This window comes from Pseudomonas sp. ADAK2, assembly GCF_012935755.1.
Taxonomy (GTDB): domain Bacteria; phylum Pseudomonadota; class Gammaproteobacteria; order Pseudomonadales; family Pseudomonadaceae; genus Aquipseudomonas.
This window is the reverse complement of the sequence record NZ_CP052862.1, coordinates 189,759-212,875: the sequence shown is the minus strand read 5'-3', so window position 1 is coordinate 212,875 and position 23,117 is coordinate 189,759. Positions and strand designations below refer to the sequence as shown.

The following is a 23,117-nucleotide window of genomic DNA, read 5'->3' as shown; positions in this document are numbered from 1 at the left end:
CGAGGTAATTAGAAAAGCGAGAATACAATTTATAAAAAATAAATATTATTGAAGACAACATCCAGCCTAGCCTTCTTCATAATTAAGCACCCTCCCAAAACTATATAGCAAAGATAGGGGGGACGTCGCCCCCTATACTTATCTTACTAGACGGCTCAAACCGAACGCGAAATCAATGAGTTTGTTCGTCAAATATCTCCCTCACCCTCCGCGCAACATTACTACCCGAAAGGTAGATCCCTATCTCATCATAATCATCACCACTTGCCGACGCTGACAACCAGTTCAGACTAGTAATTACGACATCATCATCGTCCCACGCTAGTATTTTTGCGTGTATTGTCGGACGCGCTATTTTGTCGACATTAACACCGACATTTTTTAACTCAGAGGAAAGCAACTTCAACTCGCCATCACGCATCCCTCCACTTGATCGACCGTAGACTATGTTAACTTGCACCTCTTCATTATACTTGACAGACGTGGTCAGTGGCGCGATAACCGGCCTATTCGCAACATGACTAAAGCGGTGACTAGATAAAAATATACTGGCACAAGCCTCGTCTCTAGCTTTACGAACTAAGTCATAGTGACTATTCTTAAGCACTATTTGCACCATCATCTTTTGTCCATCTACGCCAAGATACTTTTCTGTCACCCTAGCCTTTAGCCTATTAGCTAAAACAGATAAGTCCTTACTAAAATCATTTGAAACCCTAACCACCCCTTGAGCAAGACTACTAGCTATAACCAACATCTCAGAGACAACAACCTTGTTAGTTATCCGAACTGAGGCCTCAAATCGATTAAACCCACTACTCAACCAATTACAGGAGCCCAGAGTAACGGAAAACTCCCCACTTTCATCGTCGCAAATAATAAATTTCGAATGAGACCTGGTAGGATCAAGATGAATATTTATGAGTGTATCTAAACCATCAGCCCTTGCTGCATCTATCAAACCGCTTAAGCTATCTCGCGTGCGCTGATATGTAATTAGTTTCTCGCTCTCATCTGGCTCAACCTGTCCCCAAAGGATATCGACTCGTACTGAGCGCTGCGCTGCAGAAATTATAACCGGAAGAATCTCAGCCAGATTATCAGGATTAATAAATGTAGAATGAATAATCAATCTAGTTTTAGCCGACTTCATAAGACCGAAGAAGTGCTCTCTATGCTCATCCGCCCCCAGAACAAGTTCAACCTCATCAATAGAAACTTTGTGAGGAGCACAAAAACGTTCAACTGAGGTAGCTGGATAAGTAGCCATCGTATTTTTTTGTTCAGATTGATCCGCCCCCAAAATACTTAGGGCTTCATATTTTTTGTTTGCCGCTTTAACTATTTGCTCAACCAGTTCCGGAGAGACATCTGCAGGCAAATTGCTGACCTTATCAGATTCATCTACCGAAACCAGAGCATACTTAACACTTTCTTTATTAGATCGCCCAAACCCAGAATCATCAAACCCCATCACTTCCTCATCTCTTTCTGAAACACACTCAAAGATAGAAGAGTAGCTAACATCCTTACGAACCCTCTCAAAATCCAGAGCAACAACCACATCGCCTTTAGATCTAATTATTTCTTGAACTCTCTTATCGCTATATATTTGAAAGGTTTGCTGCCTATGCCCAGTCCTATAACATTGCCCGGTACACGGATCAACAATGTACTGTCGCGTAGAAATAATTGGTTCCTTTTCAAGCGGTAGCTCCTCAAGTGTGGCAACTGCCTTTCCACGAGCAGTCGCTTGAAATAAATAATTACTATCCCCTTTCACCAACTCAAGCCATCCAACCCTCATAAGCGGTATCAGGATTTCAATAATAAGTCGCTTTGGCATATTGGAAGACGAAGAAAGCTGATGAGCTGACTGGGCGCAGGATACAATCTCTTGCAATAGCAGATGATCTATAGCACCCCACCTTTGTCCTTTTAGGATCTTGAATTTTTGCTGATCAAAGTAAAAAGGCACTTTCACATAAATAATTGGGCGCGGACTCATTTACTCGACCCTCCATTCAAAGGAACAACTCCATTAGCGAGATCACCCACATGTGATTTCTTTCGACTCTTTCCAGATTTACCATTCCGACTACTATGCTCTGCGCTCTGATTTTCGCCGACGAACTGACTACTTGGAATAAAGCTGATCAACCCTTCATCTTTATACTTTTCAATTTTTGAAATCAATTTGAACAAAAATGCTCCTTCTCCACTTTCGCGAGAGCCTCCCCTTGCTTGGATTTTTAACGCCCATGACTTCAAAAACTCATATGATCCAATAATAATAAGTTTATGGCGCGCCCTACTTAGCAGTACGTTCATCCTACGCTCATCAACTAAAAAACCTAAAGCCCCTTTTATAGTTGCATTACCGTTATTTCTGACTAGCGAAATTATAACTAAATCTGCCTCACTACCCTGAAATCCATCTACAGTACTGCAAAAATCAGCGTGATCATCTGCAGAATCAAATCCATCTAAATGCGAAAACTCCCCCCTTAATACATCATTATTATATATAAGCCTAGAAATCCTACCTACTTGTTCCGAATATGGAGAAAGCACCGCAATCTTTGCTTTTTTCGGAAGCCCTTGGAGCGGGCGCAATCGCTTTAGAAGTTCAATTACAACCTTTCGCTCCTGCGAGTTATGCCAACGAGGTGTGTCATCGCCTTTAATCATATATTTTGTCAACTGAACATCTGGCATGTCGACCCAAGTCAGTGCGTTCGTTCCATTTAACTCATCAGTACCATCAAAAATAAATGGAGGAGCGGTACCAGAGTCCCTATAGTACAACTCCTTCTTTCCATCCGTTTTTAGACAACCTTCATAGAACACATCCGAAATTATATTCGCTATATCAGGATGCATGCGATGCTGCACGCTCAGCATACTCCCTATTGAAGTTCTTCCCTGCTCAGACCCAAACATGTCTTTATGATTTTTTGCTTCGGCGATTTCGCCTTCAACCAAGGTTTGAAATAACATAAAGTTCTGAGCAGCAATGCGACCCACCTCACGAACACTCTCATCAGAAGTAGGAGGATCGACCAAAAACGCTTTGACGGCTTCACCTTTTATTTTTGCATTAAATATACCCTCTCCCTCTTGAAGCATCCTCCTAAGCTTTTCAGGGTTGGTAAGAACTGCTTTCATCTCATTTGTTCTATAAGGAGGCAGTTGCTTATGATCTCCTATCATTAAACGTCTATGAGATAGCAACAAAGGACTTACCAGTTCCAAGCCTGTAACCTTCCCTGTTTCCTCCATAATCGACCAGTCAAATTGAGCTCGGTCTTTTATCATTCGCTCAACCTGCTCCGAATTGGTTGTCGAAAAAACAATATTAGCAGACCGTAGCAATTGGTTAATTAATGTATGTCGCTTATAAATTGTCCCGGCCAACATCGAACGCACTTCCCCCTTAACGTCCTCGGACGATGACTCAACAAACAACTTACTATTCAAGAAACCCCTTAAATAATTCTTTGCCTTTTCATCTGCGTCCGAGAGAGAAGTCTCGTCATTTTTATCCTGCTTGCTACATCTAATTACTAGTAAATCCTCCGGGAAATTTTTGGCCGATTCCGTTCCAAAAACCTCGTGAAAAAGGTGCTGAACTGTCGAATGGCTTTGAGCCGTGAGAAGGACTCTGCTATCTGGCTCCTGCTCAAATAGATGTTTAACTAAAGATGACACCAAATATGTTTTCCCAACACCCGGAGGCCCTTGAACCAAATAAAGAGACAGCGTAGTAAGAATTCGCTCAAACGCTTCCTTTTTGGAGTCGTCTAAACCAGCAAAATATTTCTCGACCCCCTCGGGTGCGTTGGTACTAATGGCGTGCTTTTGCGGGCTTATTAGAACATCCAAAAGCTCCGCATGTGTTTCAAGAGTATCCAAGGCTTTTGCTCTACGACTTAACTGTCTAACAGTACCTTGGAGAGAGTTCGGGGCAATAAAATAAAACTGCTGAAATGGCAAAATTTGTTTGGAGGTAAACACAAACACCAGCTGCCCTTCGTCTGACCTGAAAGACTCTTGAAATGTTAGCAAAACCTCTTCTTCTTCCTTCCCCAGATTGGAGCTACTTACGAGACTCCAAACTATAGCCTCAAAATCCCCCTCGTTTTTTGTAAGTATTTTTTCTAATCTTAACGCTGGAGGCTCCAAGCCTAAGGACGCGGCCAAACTTTCCGCCTCATCATATTTCGTGCTGTATATTTCAACACGCCAATTATTATCGCTATCCTCCTTGGAGCTCAATATATTTACAGGAAAAATCTCAGCTCGCGCATAGGCAATCTCAGTCAGATGGCAAGCAACGAAACCGTCAATTAATTTTTGCTGGCTCGGGCTTCTAGGCGAGTCATCTACTTCAAATTTTTGAAAAAGAACGCTCCATATATTTTTAGATATATTTTCAGGATTCCGTCGCAAAAGATCATAAGCATCCGAGATTGAAAGCACCCGAACTTTAGATGATGACAGGGAAACCGTGTTTACATTTTTTGAAAAAGCATAGGGCAATTCGATATAAGCTCTATCACATATTGCGATTTCCCAACTCTCCTCATCACTAAATCGATCTGGCTTAAAAGTGCCGAGCTGATAAAACAGCTCTTGACCTTTTAAAAAATATACAACATCAGAATTATTTAAAGAAACAGACCTAACAAGCAGCGATGTGTTTTTTATATCCTGCTCAACAAATTTTTTTAACTCGTCAACATTCGCATGATCCAACGTAACCCCATATTTTTCCTTATAAATATCCTGAATTCTGGAAGTAACACTAGAAGATGATCTTGTAGCATCGGGCCTGCTTGATACTTTAATCGCAAAATCATATGCAGTAGAAACCTGAGACACATTTTTCTTTAACGCTTCAATTATCTCTTGTAACGCCTTCTTTATGACATCACCATCTAGACTCTCCTGAGACACATTCGCCTTAAAAGGAACCACCCCTAATAACTTACGAACAAAACCAACCTCTATCAACATCAGTTCAGAGTCGACTGCCAACTGCCCAAACGAAGCAGACAACTCTTCCAAGCCGACTAAAGAAACATTCAATATTTCGGCTATCAGCCTCCCAAGATCGGCCCAATCCGTAGCAAAAGAATATACAGTTCGCTCATTGGCGGCACTTGACCAACCTGCACTTACATTAGTTAATGCAGGAACTCTCATCGACCACTCAAACCCGGTTAACTGAAAGTCTTTACATTCATCATGAGGTGCTAGAGAGGTCAATATTGAACTACTATCTAATTGACGATGAAGCATTCCCTGCCCATGAAGTATTTCTATGGCATCTGCAATACGTATAATATTCTGCCAGAAGAAAACCCGAGAAGCGGGGCTTTTCAACCTTTTAACCCAATGAGATCTAAGTGATAACGTTCTTTGCCTCATCAGAAAATTCAGAGGTAGACGGCCTTGTGCATCCAGCACTAAATAGAACCCGCTCTTGTCTCGCCCGGACTCTACTAAAGTAGCAATTAAATCTTCAACACCAGGGTAACCTTTCAGACGATGCAACTGTCGAAGTTCATGCAGCCATATTGCCTCAACCTCATCATCACCAACTTCAGGACTACGAGGCCAGTACTTAATTATATATAGCTCACCGTTCTTCTCCGCACTCAGGATATTAGGTTTCCCGGAAAGCTCAGGAGCCACAACTAAGTATTCTTCATCAACTACATATCGTTGGAGGAAATCTTCTGATTTTTGCATTTTCAGTTCCTTTGATTACTGTAAACCAGCCTTTCACACCGTATCAGAATAATGTCCTGAATTGCAGGCCATGTGCCACCTCCTGATTTTCTGGTGTGACCTAACGTCTACCTGCGCACACCCGACCATCTAGACCAAGACACGCCCCACTTCCTACACTCCTAAAATTATTGGTGAATTCCTCTTCTTGCCGCCCTAACCCATTGAAGCTTATAGTCCGCCCCGTCACCCAAATGGTGACCAGGTTTGGCGACCTGTTTGATCGGGTGCAAAAGCTCTGTGCTTTCTTGCAGACGCTGTTGCACGTTCGCAAAGCTGTCTTTATGGCAGCTGTGCGCGGGAGACCTTCGGGTCTGCCGGTTTTCCGATCCCGGTTCGCCAACCTGCGTACAGCTGTCACCCATTCGTTTGGCGACGATTGAGGGGCAGTCAACCTTTGCTTTGATCGGAGTTTTACCCTTATGGAAAGATACATGCCTATCACCGGAATCGACCTGGTCCCGGCTTCCCTACTCATCGACACCCGCGCCCCCCTCGACGTCCTGCAAGCCATGGCCGATTACCGCATTCGCACGGTCACGCAGGTGTTGGAGAACATTGCTTACCGCGCCGAGATCGGTTGCGACACGGTCGTGCTGGCGGACTTTTCCAAGTTGTTGGTCATTCCGTTGCGCGATGGCTGTGATTTGATGGATGTGATCGGTCGGCGCTTGCGGGCGCAGGTTAAGGAGTAAGTGAAGACGGGTGCCGGGCAGGCACCCGTTTTTTTTGTCGGGGGGCGCGTGGAGGCATAGAATCCGTCGCTCGCCTCGCCCCGACTTCGCAAGGACTGTGAATGCCTTCTCATAAACGCCTCAGCAGCGTGTGTCATAGCCTCGCTCACCACGCCGGAAGTGCGCTGTCCTGGGTTCATCCCAATTTAAGTGAGGCGTTGCGGCCGTTGGGTGTCAGGGTGGCGGCGGTTGATTTGACGAAAGACGAGCCCTGCCCTCTGGCGCTGAGAAGTCATCCCTATTTGTCTAACGGGCTCAATGCGTTGAAAACGCGTTTCGAGGAAATACTTGGGGCGGAAGGTTTCGCGCTTTCGGCGCTGCAAGAGGCGACGGTGTTGTTTAACTTTGAGAACGGCAGCGACGACTATTGCTGTGAGTGTCATGCGCGGTTGGTCAGCGTGACTGGCCGGCAGTACGTGGCGGCGGTGAATTATTTGGGCAAGTCCATCGTTCCGCAGTTTGGGGCTTTTCAATAATGGGACCGAAGACTGAGCAGCTTATTGGCGTGCTTGAGCAGCTTGCCGTGGTGCTTGAAAGCGATGGCGCTGTTCACTGGGGTCAGTGGATGCGCAAAGCGCGGGCGCACTTGTTGAACGGGGATGCCTATGGGGTTGAGTATCTGTTGTCGGCCTACGGCGGAATGAGTTCGCTCAATGATCTTGTGCTTGGCCAAAGCTTTGTCGCGGGTGTGTTTGCCTGGAAACCTGGGCATGTTGAGTTGAATGAAAGGTTCGATGCGCTCAGGGATGAAGCCGCCAGGCTCGCTTATGCGATTAAACGGGCTCAGGATTGATCGGCGAACACTTATCCGGCGTCCGCTGTACCCTCACCCTCCTCTTTTTATTTGAGTAACCGATGAACATGGATGAGTTTCATCAAGGCAGTTGTCTGTGCGGGGCCGTGAAGTATGAGGTTTCGGGTCAGCTGAAAGCTGTGTCGCACTGTCATTGCGGCAAATGCCGGAAGGCCCATGGGGCTGCGTTTGCGACGTATGCCAGTGCTCCGAGGTCGGCGGTTTCCATTGCGAGCAGCGTGGAGGCGCTTAGGCGTTTTCAGTCGTCGGCCGGGGTGACGCGGCAGTTTTGTTCGATCTGTGGCACTTCGTTGTTCTGGTCGGATTCGAATGGCGAGTTTGCGGATTGGATTTCGATTGCGATTGGCACGCTTGATACGCCGTTCCATGCGCAGAAGCAGCGGCATACGTGTGTGTCGGAGAAGGCATCGTGGTTTGAAATTGGGGATCAGTGGCCTCAGGATTGATAACTTGTAGTAGCTGCTAATTCATTGAACGGATTAGCTTTTCTTTGCGCTTAAATGGATGGAAACGCAATGCAACCACCTGTCTCTGACCCGATAAAGCGGGATTACTCGCCACTGACCGTAGGCTCCGCTCTCGTCGTAATCTTCGGTTTGTTGATCATGTTGTTGCGAATTGCGCAGCAGAATTACCTGATGGCGATTGGCGTGGTTTGGGTGGCGAACGGTCTGACGTTTGTCCTGCATGTGCTGTATTGGCGGCGTTATGGCTTGTCCGATGGTTTGAAGGTTGCTGTCGTGTTCCAAGGCTTGATTACGATCGCACCGCTGCTGGCGGGCCAGTTTGGAGTGGCGTTGATTTTCTTGATGCTCGGTGGGGAACTGCGCTTTTGGTAGTGCGCAGGTAATGGCCAACCATCATTGGCGTCGATGGTCACCATCACGTCAATGAAGTTCTCATAAAAAATCCCCGGCGTAACATCCGCTCCATACCAACCAATAAACACCCCGGAGCACACCACCATGAAACGCCAAATCCTTCTCAGCATCGCTTTCTCGGTTTTCGCAGTTAACGCTTTTGCCGCGTCTCACACCATGATTGCCGAAGGCGGTTCGGATCGACTGATTGAAAGTCGTGTGGCTGAGGGTGGTTCGGATCGGTTGCAACAGAATCGTGTTGCTGAAGGTGGCTCCGATCGGTTGATCGAGAATCGTGTAGCCGAAGGTGGCTCGGATCGTCTGCAACAGAACCGCGTCGCCGAAGGTGGCTCCGATCGTCTGCAACAGAATCGCGTCGCCGAAGGTGGCTCCGATCGTCTGCAACAGAATCGCGTCGCCGAAGGTGGCTCCGACCGCCTGATCCAAAACCGCGTCGCCTGAATGAATGGCGTTAAAGCGGTCCCCAACAAAAAGCCCGGCCTGATCAGCCGGGCTTTTTCATGCCTGAAGTAATTCAGCCCTATTCAGGCGCTGCGATTCATACGTTGCTTCGGCTACCCGCACGCTCACTGACGTCGAGCAAAGCATCAAACGCCGCATTATCCAGTGGCCGGCTCAGGAAGTAGCCTTGGCCTTCGTCGCACGCCACCGCTTTGAGCAATCTGAGGTGTTCGGCGGTTTCAACGCCTTCAGCCGTCACGGTGAGGGATAACGCGCGGCCCAGGCCCACGATGGCTTGGACAATGGCTTTGTCGCCCTCGCTTTCGACCAGTCGGCTCAAAAAGCTGCGGTCGATTTTCAGGCCATCGAATGGGAAGGCGCGCAGGTAGCTCAGCGAAGAATACCCGGTACCGAAATCGTCCATGGATATCCGTACACCGAGGCGTTTGAGCGTGTGCATCAGCTCAAGTGCGCCGGCGGCATCGTCGAGCATGACGCTTTCGGTGATTTCCAGCTCGACGCGGGTGGGGTCTATGCCAGAGTCGTGGAGGGTTTTCTGCAGGCGCTCGACCAGGTTGCCGCGCTTGAACTCGGTGGGCGAAAGGTTGACAGACACGAACAGTTTTTCCGGCCACTGTGCGGCGCAACGGCAAGCGGTGCTGAGCACCCAGTCGCTCAGGGAGAGAATCAGCCCGGACTCCTCGGCAATCGGGATAAACGTGTCGGGTGGGATCAGACCGCGCTCGGGGTGTTGCCAGCGCACCAACGCTTCGGCACCGACCATTTGACCGTCAGCGATACGATAACGAGGTTGGAAATGCAGGCGCAGCTCACCGTGTTTGATGGCGAAACGCAGGTCGCTTTCCAAACGACGACGCTCAATGATCCTGGCGTTCATATCACCGGCGTAAAAGCGCCAGGTGTTGCGACCGGCGGCCTTGGCCTCGTACAGCGCAATATCCGCGTAGCGCAGCAATTCAGCGGCTTCAAAAGCGTCGGTTGGCGCCATCGCGATGCCGATGCTGGCGCTGACGAACACTTCCTGCTCCTCGATGGCGATAGGCCGTTCGATGGACTCGATCAGGCGATGACAGAGTGCCTCGACTTCGTCCTGGGAGCTCACGTCGGTGAGGATCAATACGAATTCGTCCCCACCGATACGGGCGACAAGGTCGCCATCGCGCACGCAGGCCGCCAGGCGGCTGGAGACTTCATTGAGTACCAAATCACCGGCCGCATGGCCCAGCAAGTCATTGACCGGTTTGAACCGGTCCAGGTCCAGGCTGAGCATGATCAGCGGCTGCTCTACCGTCGGCAACGCCTTGAGTTTGCCATCGAGAAACTCCTGCAGACGCGTCCTGTTGGGCAAACCGGTCAAGGCGTCATGCTGGGAGAGGAATTCGATGCGCCGACGGGATTCAACCTCCTCCGTCACATCGGTCGCGGTGCCCCGGAATCCTTCCCGGGCCATTTGTCGAGCCGATAGGCGAGTGATGCGCTCGCGGCCCTTGGTGTCGACGTATCGGCACTGGACGCTGATATCCGGACGGCGATTCGGGATGCTGAGCCATTGCGATAACGTGCCTAATTCGGTGCACAACAGATCGTCTATCCGCGCACCGATCCAAGCGTCCCTGGAAAGCCCCGTAACCACTTCAAATCGCTCGGACAAAAAGGTCAGGCGCCAATCAGCATCGATTTCCCATACCCAGTCCGAGCTGGCTTCCACGACGTCGCGAAAACGCGCTTCGCTGATGGCGAGGGCGTCTTGGCTGCTCTGTAGCGATGCGTAACTGGTGTCGAGTGCCAGTGCGCCGGCGGTGGTGCGACGCAAGATGGCCCAGGTCATCAGCCACACCAGCAGCGCGGCGACGCCGATCAATGGCAATCCGATCCCCAATAAGCGCAGGCCGGGCTTTGACGAGTTCCAACGCAGGCTGCCGGCCGCACCGTCATCGCCCAATGGCAGAACAGACGTGGCGCCAGCGTCGTCGGGTGTAGCGACGTGCAGACGATCTACCCCGAAATCGTCGCCCATCAGTTCAAGTTTGGTGCTGTTCAACATATCCACGAAAACCAATACCGACGGCGGCCGGTCATCCGCCACCACGGTCGGGTCCGTTCCCGGTGTAATCGCCGCGGCCGCGACGAGGGTCGGTACGCCCCTGACATTGATAAAGGTCGTTGTCGGCGTTTCAGTTTCCGCGCCAGCCCGGGCTTTATCGATAATGGCGGCAATTGACTGGTCGAGCCAATCGGTGACTTCAACGGGTTTCAGCTCACCCTTGATTACGGAGTAAACAGTGCGATTGACGTCGTTGACGACAAACACCCCCTGTAATCCGAAATCCGTATAAAGCGTTGAACCAACGTTTTGCCGAACGAAGGCCCAGTCAGGGTCCACTTCAGCGTGCAGGTGTTTGTAGGCATCCCCCCAAAATGCGTAGTCCTTGACGGTCGAGCGCAGGGATTTTTCCAGCGATTGCACCGCCTTCTTCGTGTAAAACGCACTTTCGACCTCCTCCGTGCGGTCCAGATCATGCGCTAGATAAATAAGGGACGCGCTGGCCAGTAAAAAAACAGCGGCCAACAGCCCCACAAATTTGAACAGAGAAGTACGCGCCAGCGACACGCTGGAACGGTTGGTGAGGGTTTGAACGATAGTCGCGAGGTTGCTCGGCATAATTTCCCGCTGATGCTGGAGGCGAGTCGGTTGCATATAAAGCTATCGGCGGTGTTAACAGAATAGTGAGTAATCTCGTTATTCCTTCACGCTGGGGAAGAGGTGATTGGCGCCTGATCCGCCCACCCTTTGGGATGCCGACGTCCTGGCCTGTCTTCGCCCTTGCGCATTGCAACCCATTAAAGTCGAGAGGGAGATTGCTACTCAAGGATCAATCAAAAGCCCCATTGAGCACTTCGTAGATGAGCCCGGTTGCCAGAGCGACCAGGATCAAGTCGGTGCCCACTTGCTGCCATTCGTACCCATCGTAATGAGGCAGCCGCCCGCTCAACCGACCATCCAGTTTTTTCGCAATGCCTGGTGGCAGAGGCTTACCGCGCGCAAGGTTCTTTTGAATGCCAGGTGGCAACGCAGGTCCGGGGCTCCAGTAGTCGCGGTATCCGCCCACAATCCCAAGCACGCTTGAGTGATTGATGCTTGGACCGTTATCCCAATCGCCGCCGCCGGAATTTTTACCTTTGTTTCCATGACTCCCCTGGTTGCCATGAGCCGGGTTGTTTTGCGAATTACCCTTGCCGTTTCCCTGACCCTTGCCATTACCAGGATCGGCCAACGCCGTCGCGGACCCGGCGACCAGAGCAACGCAAGTAATAGCGGCAATCAATGAGCGAATTCTGGACATGAGTCGTTCCTTCAGTGTGGCGGGACATGTCATTGAAATTTAGACGCTAATGGCGAAGTTGCTCGCTGAAGGCGGTTCGGATCGTTTTTTTGGAGAAACGCGTAGCCGAAAGTGGCTCCGACCGTCTGATCCGAAACCGCACCGCATAAATGATGGCCTTTAAAGCGGCCCAACAAAGAGCCCAGCCTGATAAGCCAGTTTTTTTCGTACTTGAAATAAACCAGCCGGCTCTCCACATTGCGCCAACTCCAGCGGTCACTTTTCCTTCTGTAACACCTGCCTACCCGCTCGGTAAATGTGAAAAATTCATTAAACCCCTGTCTCTGCGGGGTTTTTTGAGCCGAAACAATCTGCCACACTGCCGAGAATAATTCTCAACATCATTACTATTCGCCAAGGATGGCTATCGGGGAGTCCGTTTCATGCTGGGGCATCAAGCGCAAAGTCGTACGCCTTTTTCACCGGGTCTTCTGGCCATTGCCATGTGTATCGCAAGCACTCAGGCCGCCATCGCCGCCGAATCCCAACCTGCCGCAGCTGAAACCCGCCAGCCGCCCACAACGCTGGAATTGGATGCCACGAGCATCACCAGCGAACAACTGGGTGCCACCACCGAAGGCACCGGCTCCTACACCACCGGCCCGATGCAGACCGCGACCAAGTTGCCGCTGACTATGCGTGAAACGCCGCAGGCGGTGACGGTGATTACCCGTCAGCGCATGGACGATCAGGCCATGACCAGCATTAACGATGTGGTGAAGAACACGCCCGGCCTGTTCCTCAGCCAGTCCAGCGGTCCCGGCCGTCAGACCTACAGTTCTCGCGGCTTCGACATCGACAACATCATGTACGACGGTCTGCCCAGTTCTTATTCGGGCTACACCATGGGCGTGCAGCCGAACCTGGCGATGTTTGACCGCGTGGAAGTGATTCGCGGCGCGACCGGCCTGGTCACTGGTGCCGGCAACCCCTCGGCGGCCATTAACATGGTGCGCAAGCGCCCGACGTTTACCCCGCAGGTCAGTCTGACGGGCACGGCCGGCAGTTGGGATGACTATCGCGGTGAGTTTGATGCTTCCGGTCCGCTGAACGATAGCGGCACCTTGCGTGGCCGAATGGTGGGTTCTTATCAGGATGCCGACAGTTTCCGCGACAAGGAACAAAGCGATCACGGCCTGTTTTACGCGATCACGGAAGCTGATCTGAGCGACAGCACTACCGCGTCTTTGGGCTTTTCCCGCCAGGAGGACCAGACCAATTTCTTCTGGGGTGGTTTGCCCCTTGGCACCGATGGTCACCACCTGAACCTGCCCCGCTCCACCTACCCTGGCACCGATTGGGAAAACAAAAAGCTGCGGGTCGACACGGTGTTCGGCGACGTGGAGCACCGCTTCGACAACGATTGGAAACTGCACGTCGCCGGCTCGACCTCAACCCTGGACGGCTTGTTCTCCGGGACTTACCTGTCGCGTTACAACGGCCCGCTGGAGACCACTGCCTGGCAATCGCGGCAAGACGAAAAGCAGACCGCGTTCGACACCTACGCCAGCGGTCCGGTCGAGGCGTTCGGTCGTACTCATGAAGTGGTAGTCGGCACCAGCAAACGCATCTACGACAACACCACCAAAGATTACAGCCCTTACGACACCGGGCTGCCGATCGGCGCGCCGAAACCGGACTTTGTGCGCGATGGTAAAAGCCACAACATCACCACCCAGGACGCCGTTTACCTGACCACCCGCTTGAGCCTGGCCGACCCGCTTACACTGATTCTCGGCGGTCGCCTGGACTGGTATGACTACGACGACCGCTCGGGAGACGCGGACTACAAGGTCACCCGCAACCTGACGCGCTACGGCGGCCTGATCTACAAGCTCGATGACCACCATTCCGTGTACGCCAGTTACACCGACATTTTCACGCCACAAACCTACCAGGACCTCTCCGGCAAGTTGCTTGATCCGATCGTGGGGGAAAACTACGAAGTCGGCATCAAGGGCGAGTACTTCAACGGCGCCCTCAACGCCAGTCTGGCGGTGTTCCAGACCGACCAGAAAAACCGCGCCACCCAAGCCGCCACGCAACTGGGTTGCCCGGTGCTGACTTGCTACGACGCGTCAGGCCTGGTGCGCAGCCAAGGGATTGATATGGAGCTGCAAGGCGCACTGACTGACAACTGGCAGATCGGCGCCGGCTACACCTACACCCGTGCCCACTACATCAAGGACACCGACCCGGCCAACGAAAACCAGCGTTTCGACACCGACACGCCTGAGCATCTGTTCAAATTATCGACCGCCTACCGCTTCCAGGGGCCGCTGGAAAAACTGCGTGTGGGTGGCAACGTCTATTGGCAGAGCCGTATGTATAACGACGTCGACGTGACCAATGGCAGCTACCGTGTCGAGCAAGGCAGCTACGCCGTGGCCGACCTGATGGCGGGTTATGAGGTCAACAAGCACCTGGACCTGCAAGTGAACGCCAACAACGTCTTCGACCGCGTTTATTACTCGGCGATTGGCAGCAGCACGATCTGGGGCTCCACCGACACTTACGGCAATCCGCGTAGCTACTCGTTGACGGCGAAGTACCGCTTCTGACTGTGGCAGCGGTTCAAGGCAGATCATCACGGTGCCCGGCACGAGTTGGCTTTCAACTTTTACAGCAGATCGTCAACTACGCCGGGTAATGCCCAGGGCGTATCGGCCAGGGCGTGAGCGCCACTGTTTTTCAACTCATCGACGGCCCCATAGCCCCAAAGTGCCCCCACCGGGACCACCGCATTTCGCCGGGCAGCCTGCATGTCATCACGCTTATCGCCAATCATGAACACGCCAGAGGGTGGCATCGCAAGGGACGCTAGCAGCGTCTTTACCAGATCAGCTTTGTCATCCAGTTTGCCGTCGGGCGAGGTGCCGAAAATCGCCTGAAAAGAATCGAACAAGCCGTTGTGGATGAGCATTTTTTCCGCAAACTCTTGTCGTTTCGACGTCGCAATGAAGAGCGAATAATTACGCTCCGAAAAATAGCTGAGCGCCCTGGTTATACCTGCGTACGGAAGGCTTTGGTAAAGCCCTTGTTCCCTGTAGTGAGAGCGGTACAAGTGGAGGCACTCGTCGATTCGATCATCTGCAAAAGGCGCCAGAAGTTCTGCGACGACTTGGTTCATCGGCGGGCCAAACAACTTCTGTGTCTCCGCGTCGGGGATAAAGTCATGGCCCAGTTGACGTATGGCATACGTCAAGCTCTCAACGATTCCGGGTGCCGAGTCGAGGACGGTACCGTCCATATCGAAAATGATGACGTTGCAATCAGCCACGTGTGGAGCCTCCCTGTAGCGGAGGGGATTTTTCAAAAGGACTGACGCCCGATAGCGTTTTCAAGCACATTGGCGACCTGCTCCATTGTTGAAATAGCTGTTAGAAATCCATGGTCGGAAGGTGGCATTGGCTCATTGAGTTTCAACCATCGCTCCCGTCGATAGTCACCATCACGTCAATGAAGTTCTCATAAAAAATCCCCGGCGTAACATCCGCTCCATACCCAACTAATAACACCCGGAGCACACCATCATGAAACGCCAAATCCTTCTCAGCATCGCATTCTCGGTTTTTGCAGTTAACGCTTTTGCCGCTTCTCACACCATGATCGCTGAAGGCGGTTCGGATCGGTTGATTGAAAGTCGTGTGGCTGAGGGTGGCTCGGATCGGTTGCAGCAGAATCGTGTGGCTGAAGGTGGCTCGGATCGTCTGCAACAGAATCGTGTAGCCGAAGGTGGCTCGGATCGTCTGCAACAGAATCGCGTCGCTGAAGGTGGTTCTGATCGTCTGGTCCAAAACCGCGTCGCATAAATGATTGGCTTTAAAGTGGTACCCAACAAAAAGCCCGGCCTAATCAGCCGGGCTTTTTCGTACCAGAAATAAATCAGTCCCCTCTTTGTAACTCAAACCCTTCTGCTGCCACCCTCTTGCGCCCCTGAATCCAATACCCCAACGCCGCCAGCGGCACTGTCCCGAGCATCACCACCACGGCAATCTGCAACGGCTGCTCGATCCATGTCGACACCAGCAAACTCGCCCCAAAGCACGCACCGAGTTGCAACGCGTTTTGCAGCGCCGCCGCTTTGCCGGAATTTTCCGCAAAGGGTGTCAGTGCGTTGGTAATGATGATCGGGAAACTGGCGCCGTTGACCAAGCCCATCAAACAGAACGGGATCAGCAATGTGGTGAGGGTCGGCGTGGTCAATGTCGCAACCAGGTACAGCGCGACCATGCTCACGCAGTAGGCGAGGATCAGCCAGGGCAGCATGACGTTACCGCTGATGCGTTGCAGCAAGCTGCGGCAGCTGAAGCCGCCGATCAGGAAGCCTAGGGTTGGCAGGGCGTAGCTCAGGCCGATGTCGCTGGGGCTGTAGCCCATGCCGCCGAGAATGAACGGTGAGGCGGTGAGCCAGGCGAAGAACGCGGCCGAGCAGGCAGCGTAGATCAAGACGTTGCCGCTGAAGGCTTTGGTTTTGAGGAGTTGTCCGAAGCTGATGCGCGAGCGTTCGCCGTTGGCTGTCAGGCGTTTCGGTGTGGTTTTGAGCAGCACCGTGGGCACCAGCAAAAGCACGCTGACGCCGAGCAGCACAGCAAAAATCGACAGCCAGCCCCAGTGATTCAGCAGTAGCGCGCCGAGCAACGGCGCGAGTGCGGGTGACAGGGACATCAGTGGGATGATCCCGGCGAACAGGCGATTGGCTTGCTCGGGCGGGTAGCGGTCGATCACCAGCGCTTGCCAGCTGACAGCCGCCGAACACACACCGACGGCCTGGATAAAGCGCAGCGCCCAGAGTTGCACGTCGGTTTCGACCCAGAACATGCCGAGGCAGCCCAGGGCGAACAGGCTCAAGCCCATCAGCAACACGGGTTTGCGGCCGATGCGGTCGGACATCGGGCCCCACAGCAATTGGCCGACGGCAAATCCGGCGAGGAAGATGCTCAGGCTCGCGCCGACCGCGCCGGCCGACAGGTGCAGTTCGCCGCCGATGACGCCGAACGCCGGTAGATACATGTCCATGCCCAGGTAGCCGAGCACGCTCAGCCCAATCAGGTAACAGGTGAAGCCAAACGAGTTTTTCATCAACGCCCTAACGGTTCTTCAAATCAAATAATTTGTTAGCAGCGTGCCATTATGAGTGGTGAGCTTCTGCTGTGAAGCGATAATAATTGGACGTTCTTATCAATATTTTTGAAGGCAACTGAATGTGGTCTGAATATTCCCTCGATGTCGTCGATGCCGTGGCCCGGCATGGCAGTTTCAGCGCGGCGGCGCAGGAGTTGCACCGCGTGCCGTCGGCGGTCAGTTACACCGTGCGCCAACTGGAGCAATGGCTGGCGGTGCCGTTGTTTGTGCGCCGCCATCGCGATGTCGAACTGACGCCGGCCGGCAAGTTGTTTATCGAGCAGTCGCGCGGGGTGATGAAGTCCATGCTCGACACCCGGCGCCTGTGCCAGCAAGTGGCCAATGGCTGGAGCGGTCAGTTGAAAGTCGCGGTGGATGCCATCGTCAAACAGCAACGCTGCCGGCAACTGGTGCTGGATTTTTATAAACAGTTTCCTGATGTGGAATTACTGCTCAGCTACGAAGTGTTTAACGGCGTGTGGGACGCCCTCGCCGATGAGCGCACCGACATCGTGATCGGCGCCACCAGTGCGGTGCCGGTGGCCAGTCATTACAGCTTTCGCGACATGGGCCTGTTGAACTGGTTGTGCGTGGTCAGCACCCGGCATCCGTTGGCGGCATTGGTCGGACCACTGGACGACGATCAACTGCGCCCCTACCCCGCGCTGTGCATGAACGACACCTCGCGCCATCTGCCGAAACGCGATACCTGGTCGCTGGATAATCAGCGGCGGCTGGTGGTGCCGAATTGGGCCTCGGCTCTGGATTGTCTGCGCGAAGGTTTGTGCGTGGGCATGGCGCCAGCGCACTTGATGCTGCCGCTGATCGAGCAAGGCGAATTGGTCGCCCTGAACCTGCAACGACCGTTCGCCGCCAGCCCGTCGTGCGTGGCGTGGAATCAAAACAAGCATTCACCGGCCATGGCCTGGTTGCTGGAGTATCTGGGCGATGCCGAGACGATGAATCAGGAATGGTTGAATGGCGCGCTGCCCGTTGACGACGAAATTTGAGGCCGATCAATTCGCCGACACCAACTTCAACCCGATAACGCCGCCCAGGATCAGCGCAATGCAGAGAATCCGCAGCGGCGTGGCGGCATCGCCCAATATCGCCATGCCCAGAATCGCCGTGCCCGCCGCGCCAATCCCGGTCCAGACCGCGTAGCCCGTGCCCACGGGCAGTGATTTCAGCGCCAGTGACAGCAGAAACACACTCGACACGCCGGTGGCGGCGGCGATCAGTCCCGGGGTCAGGCGGGTAAAACCCTCGGAGCCTTTCATCGCAAAGGCGAAGGCGATTTCGAGGAGGCCGGCGAGGCTCAATAGTACCCATGCCATGGTGTTTGTTCCTTTCGTTGGGTCGGCGAGCACCGATGCGGCGCTCGCCAATCAGGCTCAGGCCTTGGCGGCTGCCGCAGGGATCGAGCGGAAGGTGATGCCGAAGCGGTTAAACGCGTTCATCAAGCCGATGGCATAGGTGAGGTCGGCGAGTTCTTTGTCGTTGAACTCGGCGGCGGTGGCTTGGTAGTCCGCGTCTGGCACACCGGTTTCGGCCACCCGCGTGACGGTTTCAGCCCAGGCCAGGGCGATGCGTTCGCGGGTGCTGAAGACAGCGCCGGAGTCGCGCCATACCGGCACCAACACCAGTTTTTCCACGCTGACGCCGAGTTTAAGAAGATCCCGCGAGTGCATGTCGATGCAGTAGGCGCAGCCGTTGAGTTGCGAGACTCGCAGGTACACCAGATCGATCAGTTCGTGGGGCAAACCGGACTTCTGAAGTGTGACGTACACACCGCCGAACGCCTTGTAACCTTCAGGGGAAGCGCTGGCGTAGTCGATACGGTTAGTCATGATGAATCCTTCTAGTGGCTGTTTGGAGGACTCCATCGTGGGGCGTCATGGCCCAGGGTTGAAGGTCCATGATCTGTGTTCCTTTCTGGGCCATACTTGCTGTATTCATGGACCAGCCGCAAAGGCAATTCATGGATCTTTTGGCTAGGTCATGACCTTCGTAGCATGGGCACCTCAATCGATAACCTTGAAGTGAGCCAACCATGAACATCCTGCATGTCAGCTGCAGCCCGCGCGGGCAAGCGTCCGAGAGTTATCGGCTTTCGCAAACCGTGATCGGGCATTTATTGAAGCGCACTCCCACCGCCGAAGTGATCAACCGGGTGGTGGGCGCGGGCGGGATTGCGCATGTGGATGAGAACTACGCGATCTCCCAGCAGTCGCTGGAGGACATCGCTGAAGACGGTTCTTTTATCCAGTCCGAATGGCTCATTAATGAATTGAAAAGCGCGGATGTGCTGGTCATCAGTACGCCGATGCACAACTTCACGGTGCCTTCGGCGTTGAAGGTCTGGATCGATCATGTCGCTCGGGTGCGGCGGACGTTTAATGTCGGTGCGCAAGGCAAGACCAGCATGCTCTCCGATCGCCCGGTGTTTGTGGCGATTGCGTCGGGCGGGCGATTTTCCGGGGAGCGTGCGCGTCAGCCGGACTTTCTGACGCCGTACCTGAAAGCCGTGCTCAACATGATCGGGCTGCATGATCTACATTTCTTCACGGTCGAAGGCACTGCCCTGGGCCCGGATGCGGTTGCTGAGGCGCGGGCCGGAACAGATCAAGCGCTACAGGCGTATTTCCAGAATAACGAGGCGCAATGACTGGCAAAGCTTTTTCACCCCTGGACCCGGCGTCCAGCGAACCGATCTACCGGCAAATCTACTGGCGGTTCCGGGGCGCGATTACCGACGGCACGCTCACCCCAGGCGAGCGGATTCCGGCGGCCCGGGCGTTGGCGAAGGAACTCGGGCTGGCGCGGGGCACCATCGACACCGCGTATTCCCTGCTGACCGCCGAGGGCTACATTCAGGCGCGCGGCCAGGCGGGTACGGTGGTCGCGCCCGGGATCAACGTGCGGGCGCCCTCCTCTGCGGCGCAGCGACCGGCCGAGAATCCTTCGATCCGGCATAAAGCGCCGATCCTGCCATTTCAAATGGCCCTGCCGGCGCTGGACGCCTTTCCCCGGAAAATCTGGGCGCAAATCGGCGCCCGTTGCGTTCGCGCTACGCAAGTGGCGGACATGGCCAATCCTTCGGTGTATGGCCTGGAATCGTTGCGCACGGCGATTGCCACTTACCTGCACATGGCGCGGGGCATTACCTGCTCGCCGTCGCAGGTGTTCATTACCTCGGGCTACCGCAACAGCCTGTCGTTGATCGCCCATGCGCTGCTCAAACCGGGCGACCGCGTGCTGGTGGAGGACCCGGGTTACCGGCCGACTCGCCAGTTGCTTGAATACCTGCAGATTGAGACCGTGCCCGTCCCGGTCGATCAGGACGGCATGCAAGTGACGCATGCCGTGAGCCATGCGCTGGGCGCCCGTGCGGCGGTGGTCACGCCGGCTCATCAGAGCCCTTTGTGCGTGTCGCTGTCGCTGCCGCGTCGCCTGGAATTGCTCGAGTGGGCGAGCCGCGAACAGGCCTGGATTGTCGAGGATGACTACGACGGCGAGTACCGCTACATCAGCCGTCCGCTGCCGGCGCTCAAGAGCCTGGATCGCGAGGGTCGGGTGCTGTATGCCGGGACGTTCAGCAAGGTACTGTTTCCGGGTATCCGCCTTTCGTATTTGATCGTGCCGCCGGCGCAGGTCGAACGCTTCGAACAGGTCGGCCAGACTTTCCTTGGTGGCTGCCCGGAACTCACCCAAGCCATCGTCGCGACGTTTCTCACCGAGGGCCATTTCGCCCGGCATATCCAGCGGATGCGCAAGCTCTATGGGGAACGCCGGGAGGCGACGGCGCGGGGGTTGAAAGCGGTGTTGGGCGAGCGCATTCGCATTGATGCGCAGCCGGGGGGCATGCATTTGATTCTGCGGCTGGTGGATCAACAGTCCGATCGGGCGCTGGTCGAGCGTCTGCAGCAGGCGGGGATTTATGCCGAAGCGTTGAGCGATTTCAGTATCCGTGGCCAGACCGAATCAGCGCTGTTGCTTGGGTTCGCCAACATTGATTCGCAAGCCACCGCCGAACGCCTCGGTCAACGCATTCTGGAATTGTTGTAACCCATGGCCCACTCGAACACTCGATTCTTGGCGCTGTTGCGCTGAGCCAACAGGCGGCAGGATGGGGTGCTCAGCCCTCAAACGGACCTCATCCGATGCCCTCCCCACTGCAAAGCATTGCTGTTTTTTCCGGTTCCAATCATGGCTTCAACCCGGCGTATGCCGAAGGCGCGCAAGCCTTGGGCCGGGAAATTGCCCGACGTGGTTTGCGCCTGGTTTATGGCGGCACCGATAAAGGTTTGATGGGCGTCGTGGCCGATGCCGTGCTTGCCGAGGGCGGCGAAGTGGTCGGCGTCATCACCCGCTATTTGCACGACCTCGGCCACCTGCACAGCGGGCTGACCCGGCATGAAGTGACACCCGACATGCGCAGCCGCAAGACGCGCATGAGTGAATGGGCGGATGCGTTTATCGCCTTGCCTGGCGGCCTGGGGACGTTTGAAGAGTTGTTTGAAGTCGCGACATTGACGCAACTGGGTGAACACCAAAAAGGCGTGGCTTGCCTGAACATTGGCGACTTCTTCAACCCGGTGCGCAGCCTGTTGGAGCATGCGGTGAAAGAAGGTTTCATGAAAACCGAGCACAGCGAAATGCTGATCCTAGACACGGATCCAACGGCGCTGATCGATGCGTTGGAACAGTGGCAGCCGCCGAGCGTAAACAAATGGATCGGCCCAACAAGATCCTGAACCCACCACCGAACATGTGGCGAGGGAGCTTGCTCCCGCTGGGCTGCGAAGCGGCCCCAAAACCGGCCACCGAGGTGTATCAGTTACACCGAGGGCAACGGTTTCACGACTGCTGCGCAGCCGAGCGGGAGCAAGCTCCCTCGCCACAAGCAAGCTCCCTCGCCACAGGTTTACGCCTTCTGGGGGCCAGTGACCGGCGCATGCTCCGCCATCAACTCCGCGACCCAATCGATGAACACCCGCACCTTGATGCTGATGTGCCGGTTGGGCGGAAATGCCACATAAAGCGGCATCGGATCCAGGCGCCAATCCTCGAACAGGCGCACCAGTTCACCCCGCGCTTCTGGGCCTTTGGACATGTAGTCCGGCAGCCAAAACACGCCCATTCCGGCCAGGCCTGCCGCGAGGTAGGCATTGCCATCGTCGACCGCCAGCACGTAGCGACCCTTGATCTGAAGATGCTCGCTGTTGTTGTGCATGACATAGGGCAAGGCCTTGCCGGTGCGCGCCCACAGGAAGCCAACGATCCGATGTTCGGAATCCTCCAGCTGCCGTGGATGCGTTGGCGTTCCGAGGCGTTGCAGGTAACTCGGCGCGGCAAACACCCCAAGTTGAAGCTCACCGACCCGCCGGGCCATCAGCGATTGATCAGTGAGCTCGCCGCCGCGCACCACGCAATCGACGTTCTCCCCGATGATATCGACGATACGATCGCTGACGCCCATGTCGATCTGGATGTCCGGGTAGCGCGCATGAAACGCTGGCAATGCCGGCATCAGAATCAGCCGGGCCAGCGGGCTGGGCACATCCACTCGCAGGCGGCCCCTGGGTTGCACCGAGGCGCCGGACAGGCTGGTTTCGGCATCGTCCATATCCGCCAGCAGTCGCACCACGCGCTCGTAAAACACCGCGCCATCGGCGGTGACGTTGACCTTGCGCGTGGTGCGGTTGAGCAATTTGACCCGCAACCGCGCCTCCAACTGCTGCACCAGTTGCGTCACGCTGGTTTTGCTCATGTGCAAGGTTTCGGCGGCCTTGGTGAAACTGCCGGTTTCCACCACCCGGGCGAAGGCCTGCATCGCATCGAAACGGTCCATTGTTGCCCCGGATTGTTTGGGATTTACAAACAGTGATGGCCAAGGTTGCTTGTTTATCGGGCTGGCGCA

20 protein-coding genes and 1 pseudogene are annotated in these 23,117 nt (G+C 54.3%); 12 read left to right on the top strand and 9 right to left on the bottom strand.

All coding sequences use genetic code 11. The features are described 5' to 3' along the window. Positions 1–172: 172 nt before the first annotated feature. Positions 173–2,008 carry a phospholipase D-like domain-containing protein gene (locus HKK52_RS01080; protein ID WP_169368917.1) on the bottom strand — a complete coding sequence of 612 codons (1,836 nt, stop codon included), beginning with the start codon at positions 2,006–2,008 and terminating at the stop codon, positions 173–175. Next, positions 2,005–5,757 (bottom strand): AAA domain-containing protein, encoded by a 3,753-nt coding sequence (locus tag HKK52_RS01075; protein WP_169368916.1) that lies wholly within the window; start codon positions 5,755–5,757, stop codon positions 2,005–2,007. Before HKK52_RS01075 ends, HKK52_RS01080 begins: the two co-directional genes overlap by 4 nt. 461 nt (positions 5,758–6,218) lie before the next feature. Between HKK52_RS01075 and HKK52_RS01070 the strand changes: the two genes are divergently transcribed. The 6 genes from HKK52_RS01070 to HKK52_RS01045 all read left to right on the top strand — a co-directional run bounded on the left by HKK52_RS01070 (position 6,219) and on the right by HKK52_RS01045 (position 8,666). Then, positions 6,219–6,491, top strand: coding sequence for a hypothetical protein (locus tag HKK52_RS01070; protein WP_169368915.1), 273 nt, complete (start codon positions 6,219–6,221; stop codon positions 6,489–6,491). Between the two features lie 101 nt (positions 6,492–6,592). Then, a complete protein-coding gene (locus HKK52_RS01065; RefSeq protein ID WP_169368914.1) occupies positions 6,593–7,006 on the top strand; it encodes a hypothetical protein in 414 nt (137 codons plus the stop codon). Next, positions 7,006–7,323, top strand: a complete 318-nt coding sequence (locus HKK52_RS01060; RefSeq protein ID WP_169368913.1) for a DUF6966 domain-containing protein — start codon at positions 7,006–7,008, stop codon at positions 7,321–7,323. The genes HKK52_RS01065 and HKK52_RS01060 overlap by 1 nt, the downstream gene beginning before the upstream one ends. Before the next feature lie 68 nt (positions 7,324–7,391). Next, positions 7,392–7,790 (top strand): GFA family protein, encoded by a 399-nt coding sequence (locus HKK52_RS01055; protein ID WP_169374152.1) that lies wholly within the window; start codon positions 7,392–7,394, stop codon positions 7,788–7,790. 69 nt (positions 7,791–7,859) lie between these two features. Beyond that, the gene (locus HKK52_RS01050; RefSeq protein ID WP_169368912.1) at positions 7,860–8,183 is read left to right on the top strand and encodes a hypothetical protein; all 324 of its coding nucleotides are present in this window, start codon (positions 7,860–7,862) and stop codon (positions 8,181–8,183) included. A gap of 126 nt (positions 8,184–8,309) precedes the next feature. Then, entirely contained in the window at positions 8,310–8,666 is a 357-nt protein-coding gene (locus HKK52_RS01045) for a hypothetical protein (RefSeq protein ID WP_169368911.1), read from the top strand. A 97-nt stretch (positions 8,667–8,763) separates the two neighbouring features. On the opposite strand, the gene HKK52_RS01040 is transcribed toward HKK52_RS01045, so the two are convergent. Beyond that, the gene (locus HKK52_RS01040; protein WP_169374151.1) at positions 8,764–11,349 is read right to left on the bottom strand and encodes a bifunctional diguanylate cyclase/phosphodiesterase; all 2,586 of its coding nucleotides are present in this window, start codon (positions 11,347–11,349) and stop codon (positions 8,764–8,766) included. A 211-nt stretch (positions 11,350–11,560) separates the two neighbouring features. Beyond that, complete coding sequence (locus HKK52_RS01035) at positions 11,561–12,031, bottom strand: anti-virulence regulator CigR family protein (RefSeq protein ID WP_169368910.1); 471 nt, start codon at positions 12,029–12,031, stop codon at positions 11,561–11,563. 422 nt (positions 12,032–12,453) lie between these two features. Here HKK52_RS01035 and HKK52_RS01030 point away from each other — a divergent pair, with 422 nt between their 5' ends. After that, a complete protein-coding gene (locus HKK52_RS01030; RefSeq protein WP_169368909.1) occupies positions 12,454–14,631 on the top strand; it encodes a TonB-dependent siderophore receptor in 2,178 nt (725 codons plus the stop codon). 59 nt (positions 14,632–14,690) lie between these two features. Here the strand turns inward: HKK52_RS01030 and HKK52_RS01025 are convergent, their stop codons facing one another. Beyond that, positions 14,691–15,350, bottom strand: a complete 660-nt coding sequence (locus HKK52_RS01025) for an HAD hydrolase-like protein (RefSeq protein WP_169368908.1) — start codon at positions 15,348–15,350, stop codon at positions 14,691–14,693. A gap of 253 nt (positions 15,351–15,603) precedes the next feature. Between HKK52_RS01025 and HKK52_RS01020 the strand changes: the two are divergent. After that, positions 15,604–15,879: pseudogene (locus HKK52_RS01020) on the top strand (phage infection protein); the annotation flags it as partial. A 76-nt stretch (positions 15,880–15,955) separates the two neighbouring features. On the opposite strand, the gene punC reads toward HKK52_RS01020, so the two are convergent. After that, positions 15,956–17,152 carry a purine nucleoside transporter PunC gene (gene punC, locus HKK52_RS01015; RefSeq protein WP_169368906.1) on the bottom strand — a complete coding sequence of 399 codons (1,197 nt, stop codon included), beginning with the start codon at positions 17,150–17,152 and terminating at the stop codon, positions 15,956–15,958. Positions 17,153–17,274: 122 nt separating this feature from the next. On the opposite strand from punC, the gene punR reads away from it, so the two are divergent. Then, positions 17,275–18,204, top strand: a complete 930-nt coding sequence (gene punR, locus HKK52_RS01010) for a DNA-binding transcriptional activator PunR (protein WP_169368905.1) — start codon at positions 17,275–17,277, stop codon at positions 18,202–18,204. A gap of 6 nt (positions 18,205–18,210) precedes the next feature. Here the strand turns inward: punR and HKK52_RS01005 are convergent, their stop codons facing one another. Both HKK52_RS01005 and HKK52_RS01000 read right to left on the bottom strand, forming a co-directional pair. Then, a complete protein-coding gene (locus HKK52_RS01005; protein ID WP_133839913.1) occupies positions 18,211–18,531 on the bottom strand; it encodes a DMT family transporter in 321 nt (106 codons plus the stop codon). Positions 18,532–18,588: 57 nt separating this feature from the next. Further along, the gene (locus HKK52_RS01000) at positions 18,589–19,044 is read right to left on the bottom strand and encodes a carboxymuconolactone decarboxylase family protein (RefSeq protein ID WP_169368904.1); all 456 of its coding nucleotides are present in this window, start codon (positions 19,042–19,044) and stop codon (positions 18,589–18,591) included. Positions 19,045–19,247: 203 nt separating this feature from the next. On the opposite strand from HKK52_RS01000, the gene HKK52_RS00995 reads away from it, so the two are divergent. From HKK52_RS00995 to HKK52_RS00985, 3 genes are all read left to right on the top strand, one after another. Next, the gene (locus HKK52_RS00995; RefSeq protein WP_169368903.1) at positions 19,248–19,862 is read left to right on the top strand and encodes an FMN-dependent NADH-azoreductase; all 615 of its coding nucleotides are present in this window, start codon (positions 19,248–19,250) and stop codon (positions 19,860–19,862) included. Further along, positions 19,859–21,262: a MocR-like pyridoxine biosynthesis transcription factor PdxR gene (gene pdxR / locus HKK52_RS00990; RefSeq protein WP_169368902.1), complete on the top strand. Its 1,404-nt coding sequence runs from the start codon at positions 19,859–19,861 to the stop codon at positions 21,260–21,262. Before HKK52_RS00995 ends, pdxR begins: the two co-directional genes overlap by 4 nt. Before the next feature lie 95 nt (positions 21,263–21,357). Then, entirely contained in the window at positions 21,358–21,951 is a 594-nt protein-coding gene (locus HKK52_RS00985; RefSeq protein ID WP_169368901.1) for a TIGR00730 family Rossman fold protein, read from the top strand. 170 nt (positions 21,952–22,121) lie between these two features. Here HKK52_RS00985 and HKK52_RS00980 read toward each other — a convergent pair whose 3' ends face one another. Further along, complete coding sequence (locus HKK52_RS00980) at positions 22,122–23,048, bottom strand: LysR family transcriptional regulator (RefSeq protein ID WP_169368900.1); 927 nt, start codon at positions 23,046–23,048, stop codon at positions 22,122–22,124. Between the last annotated feature and the right edge of the window lie 69 nt (positions 23,049–23,117).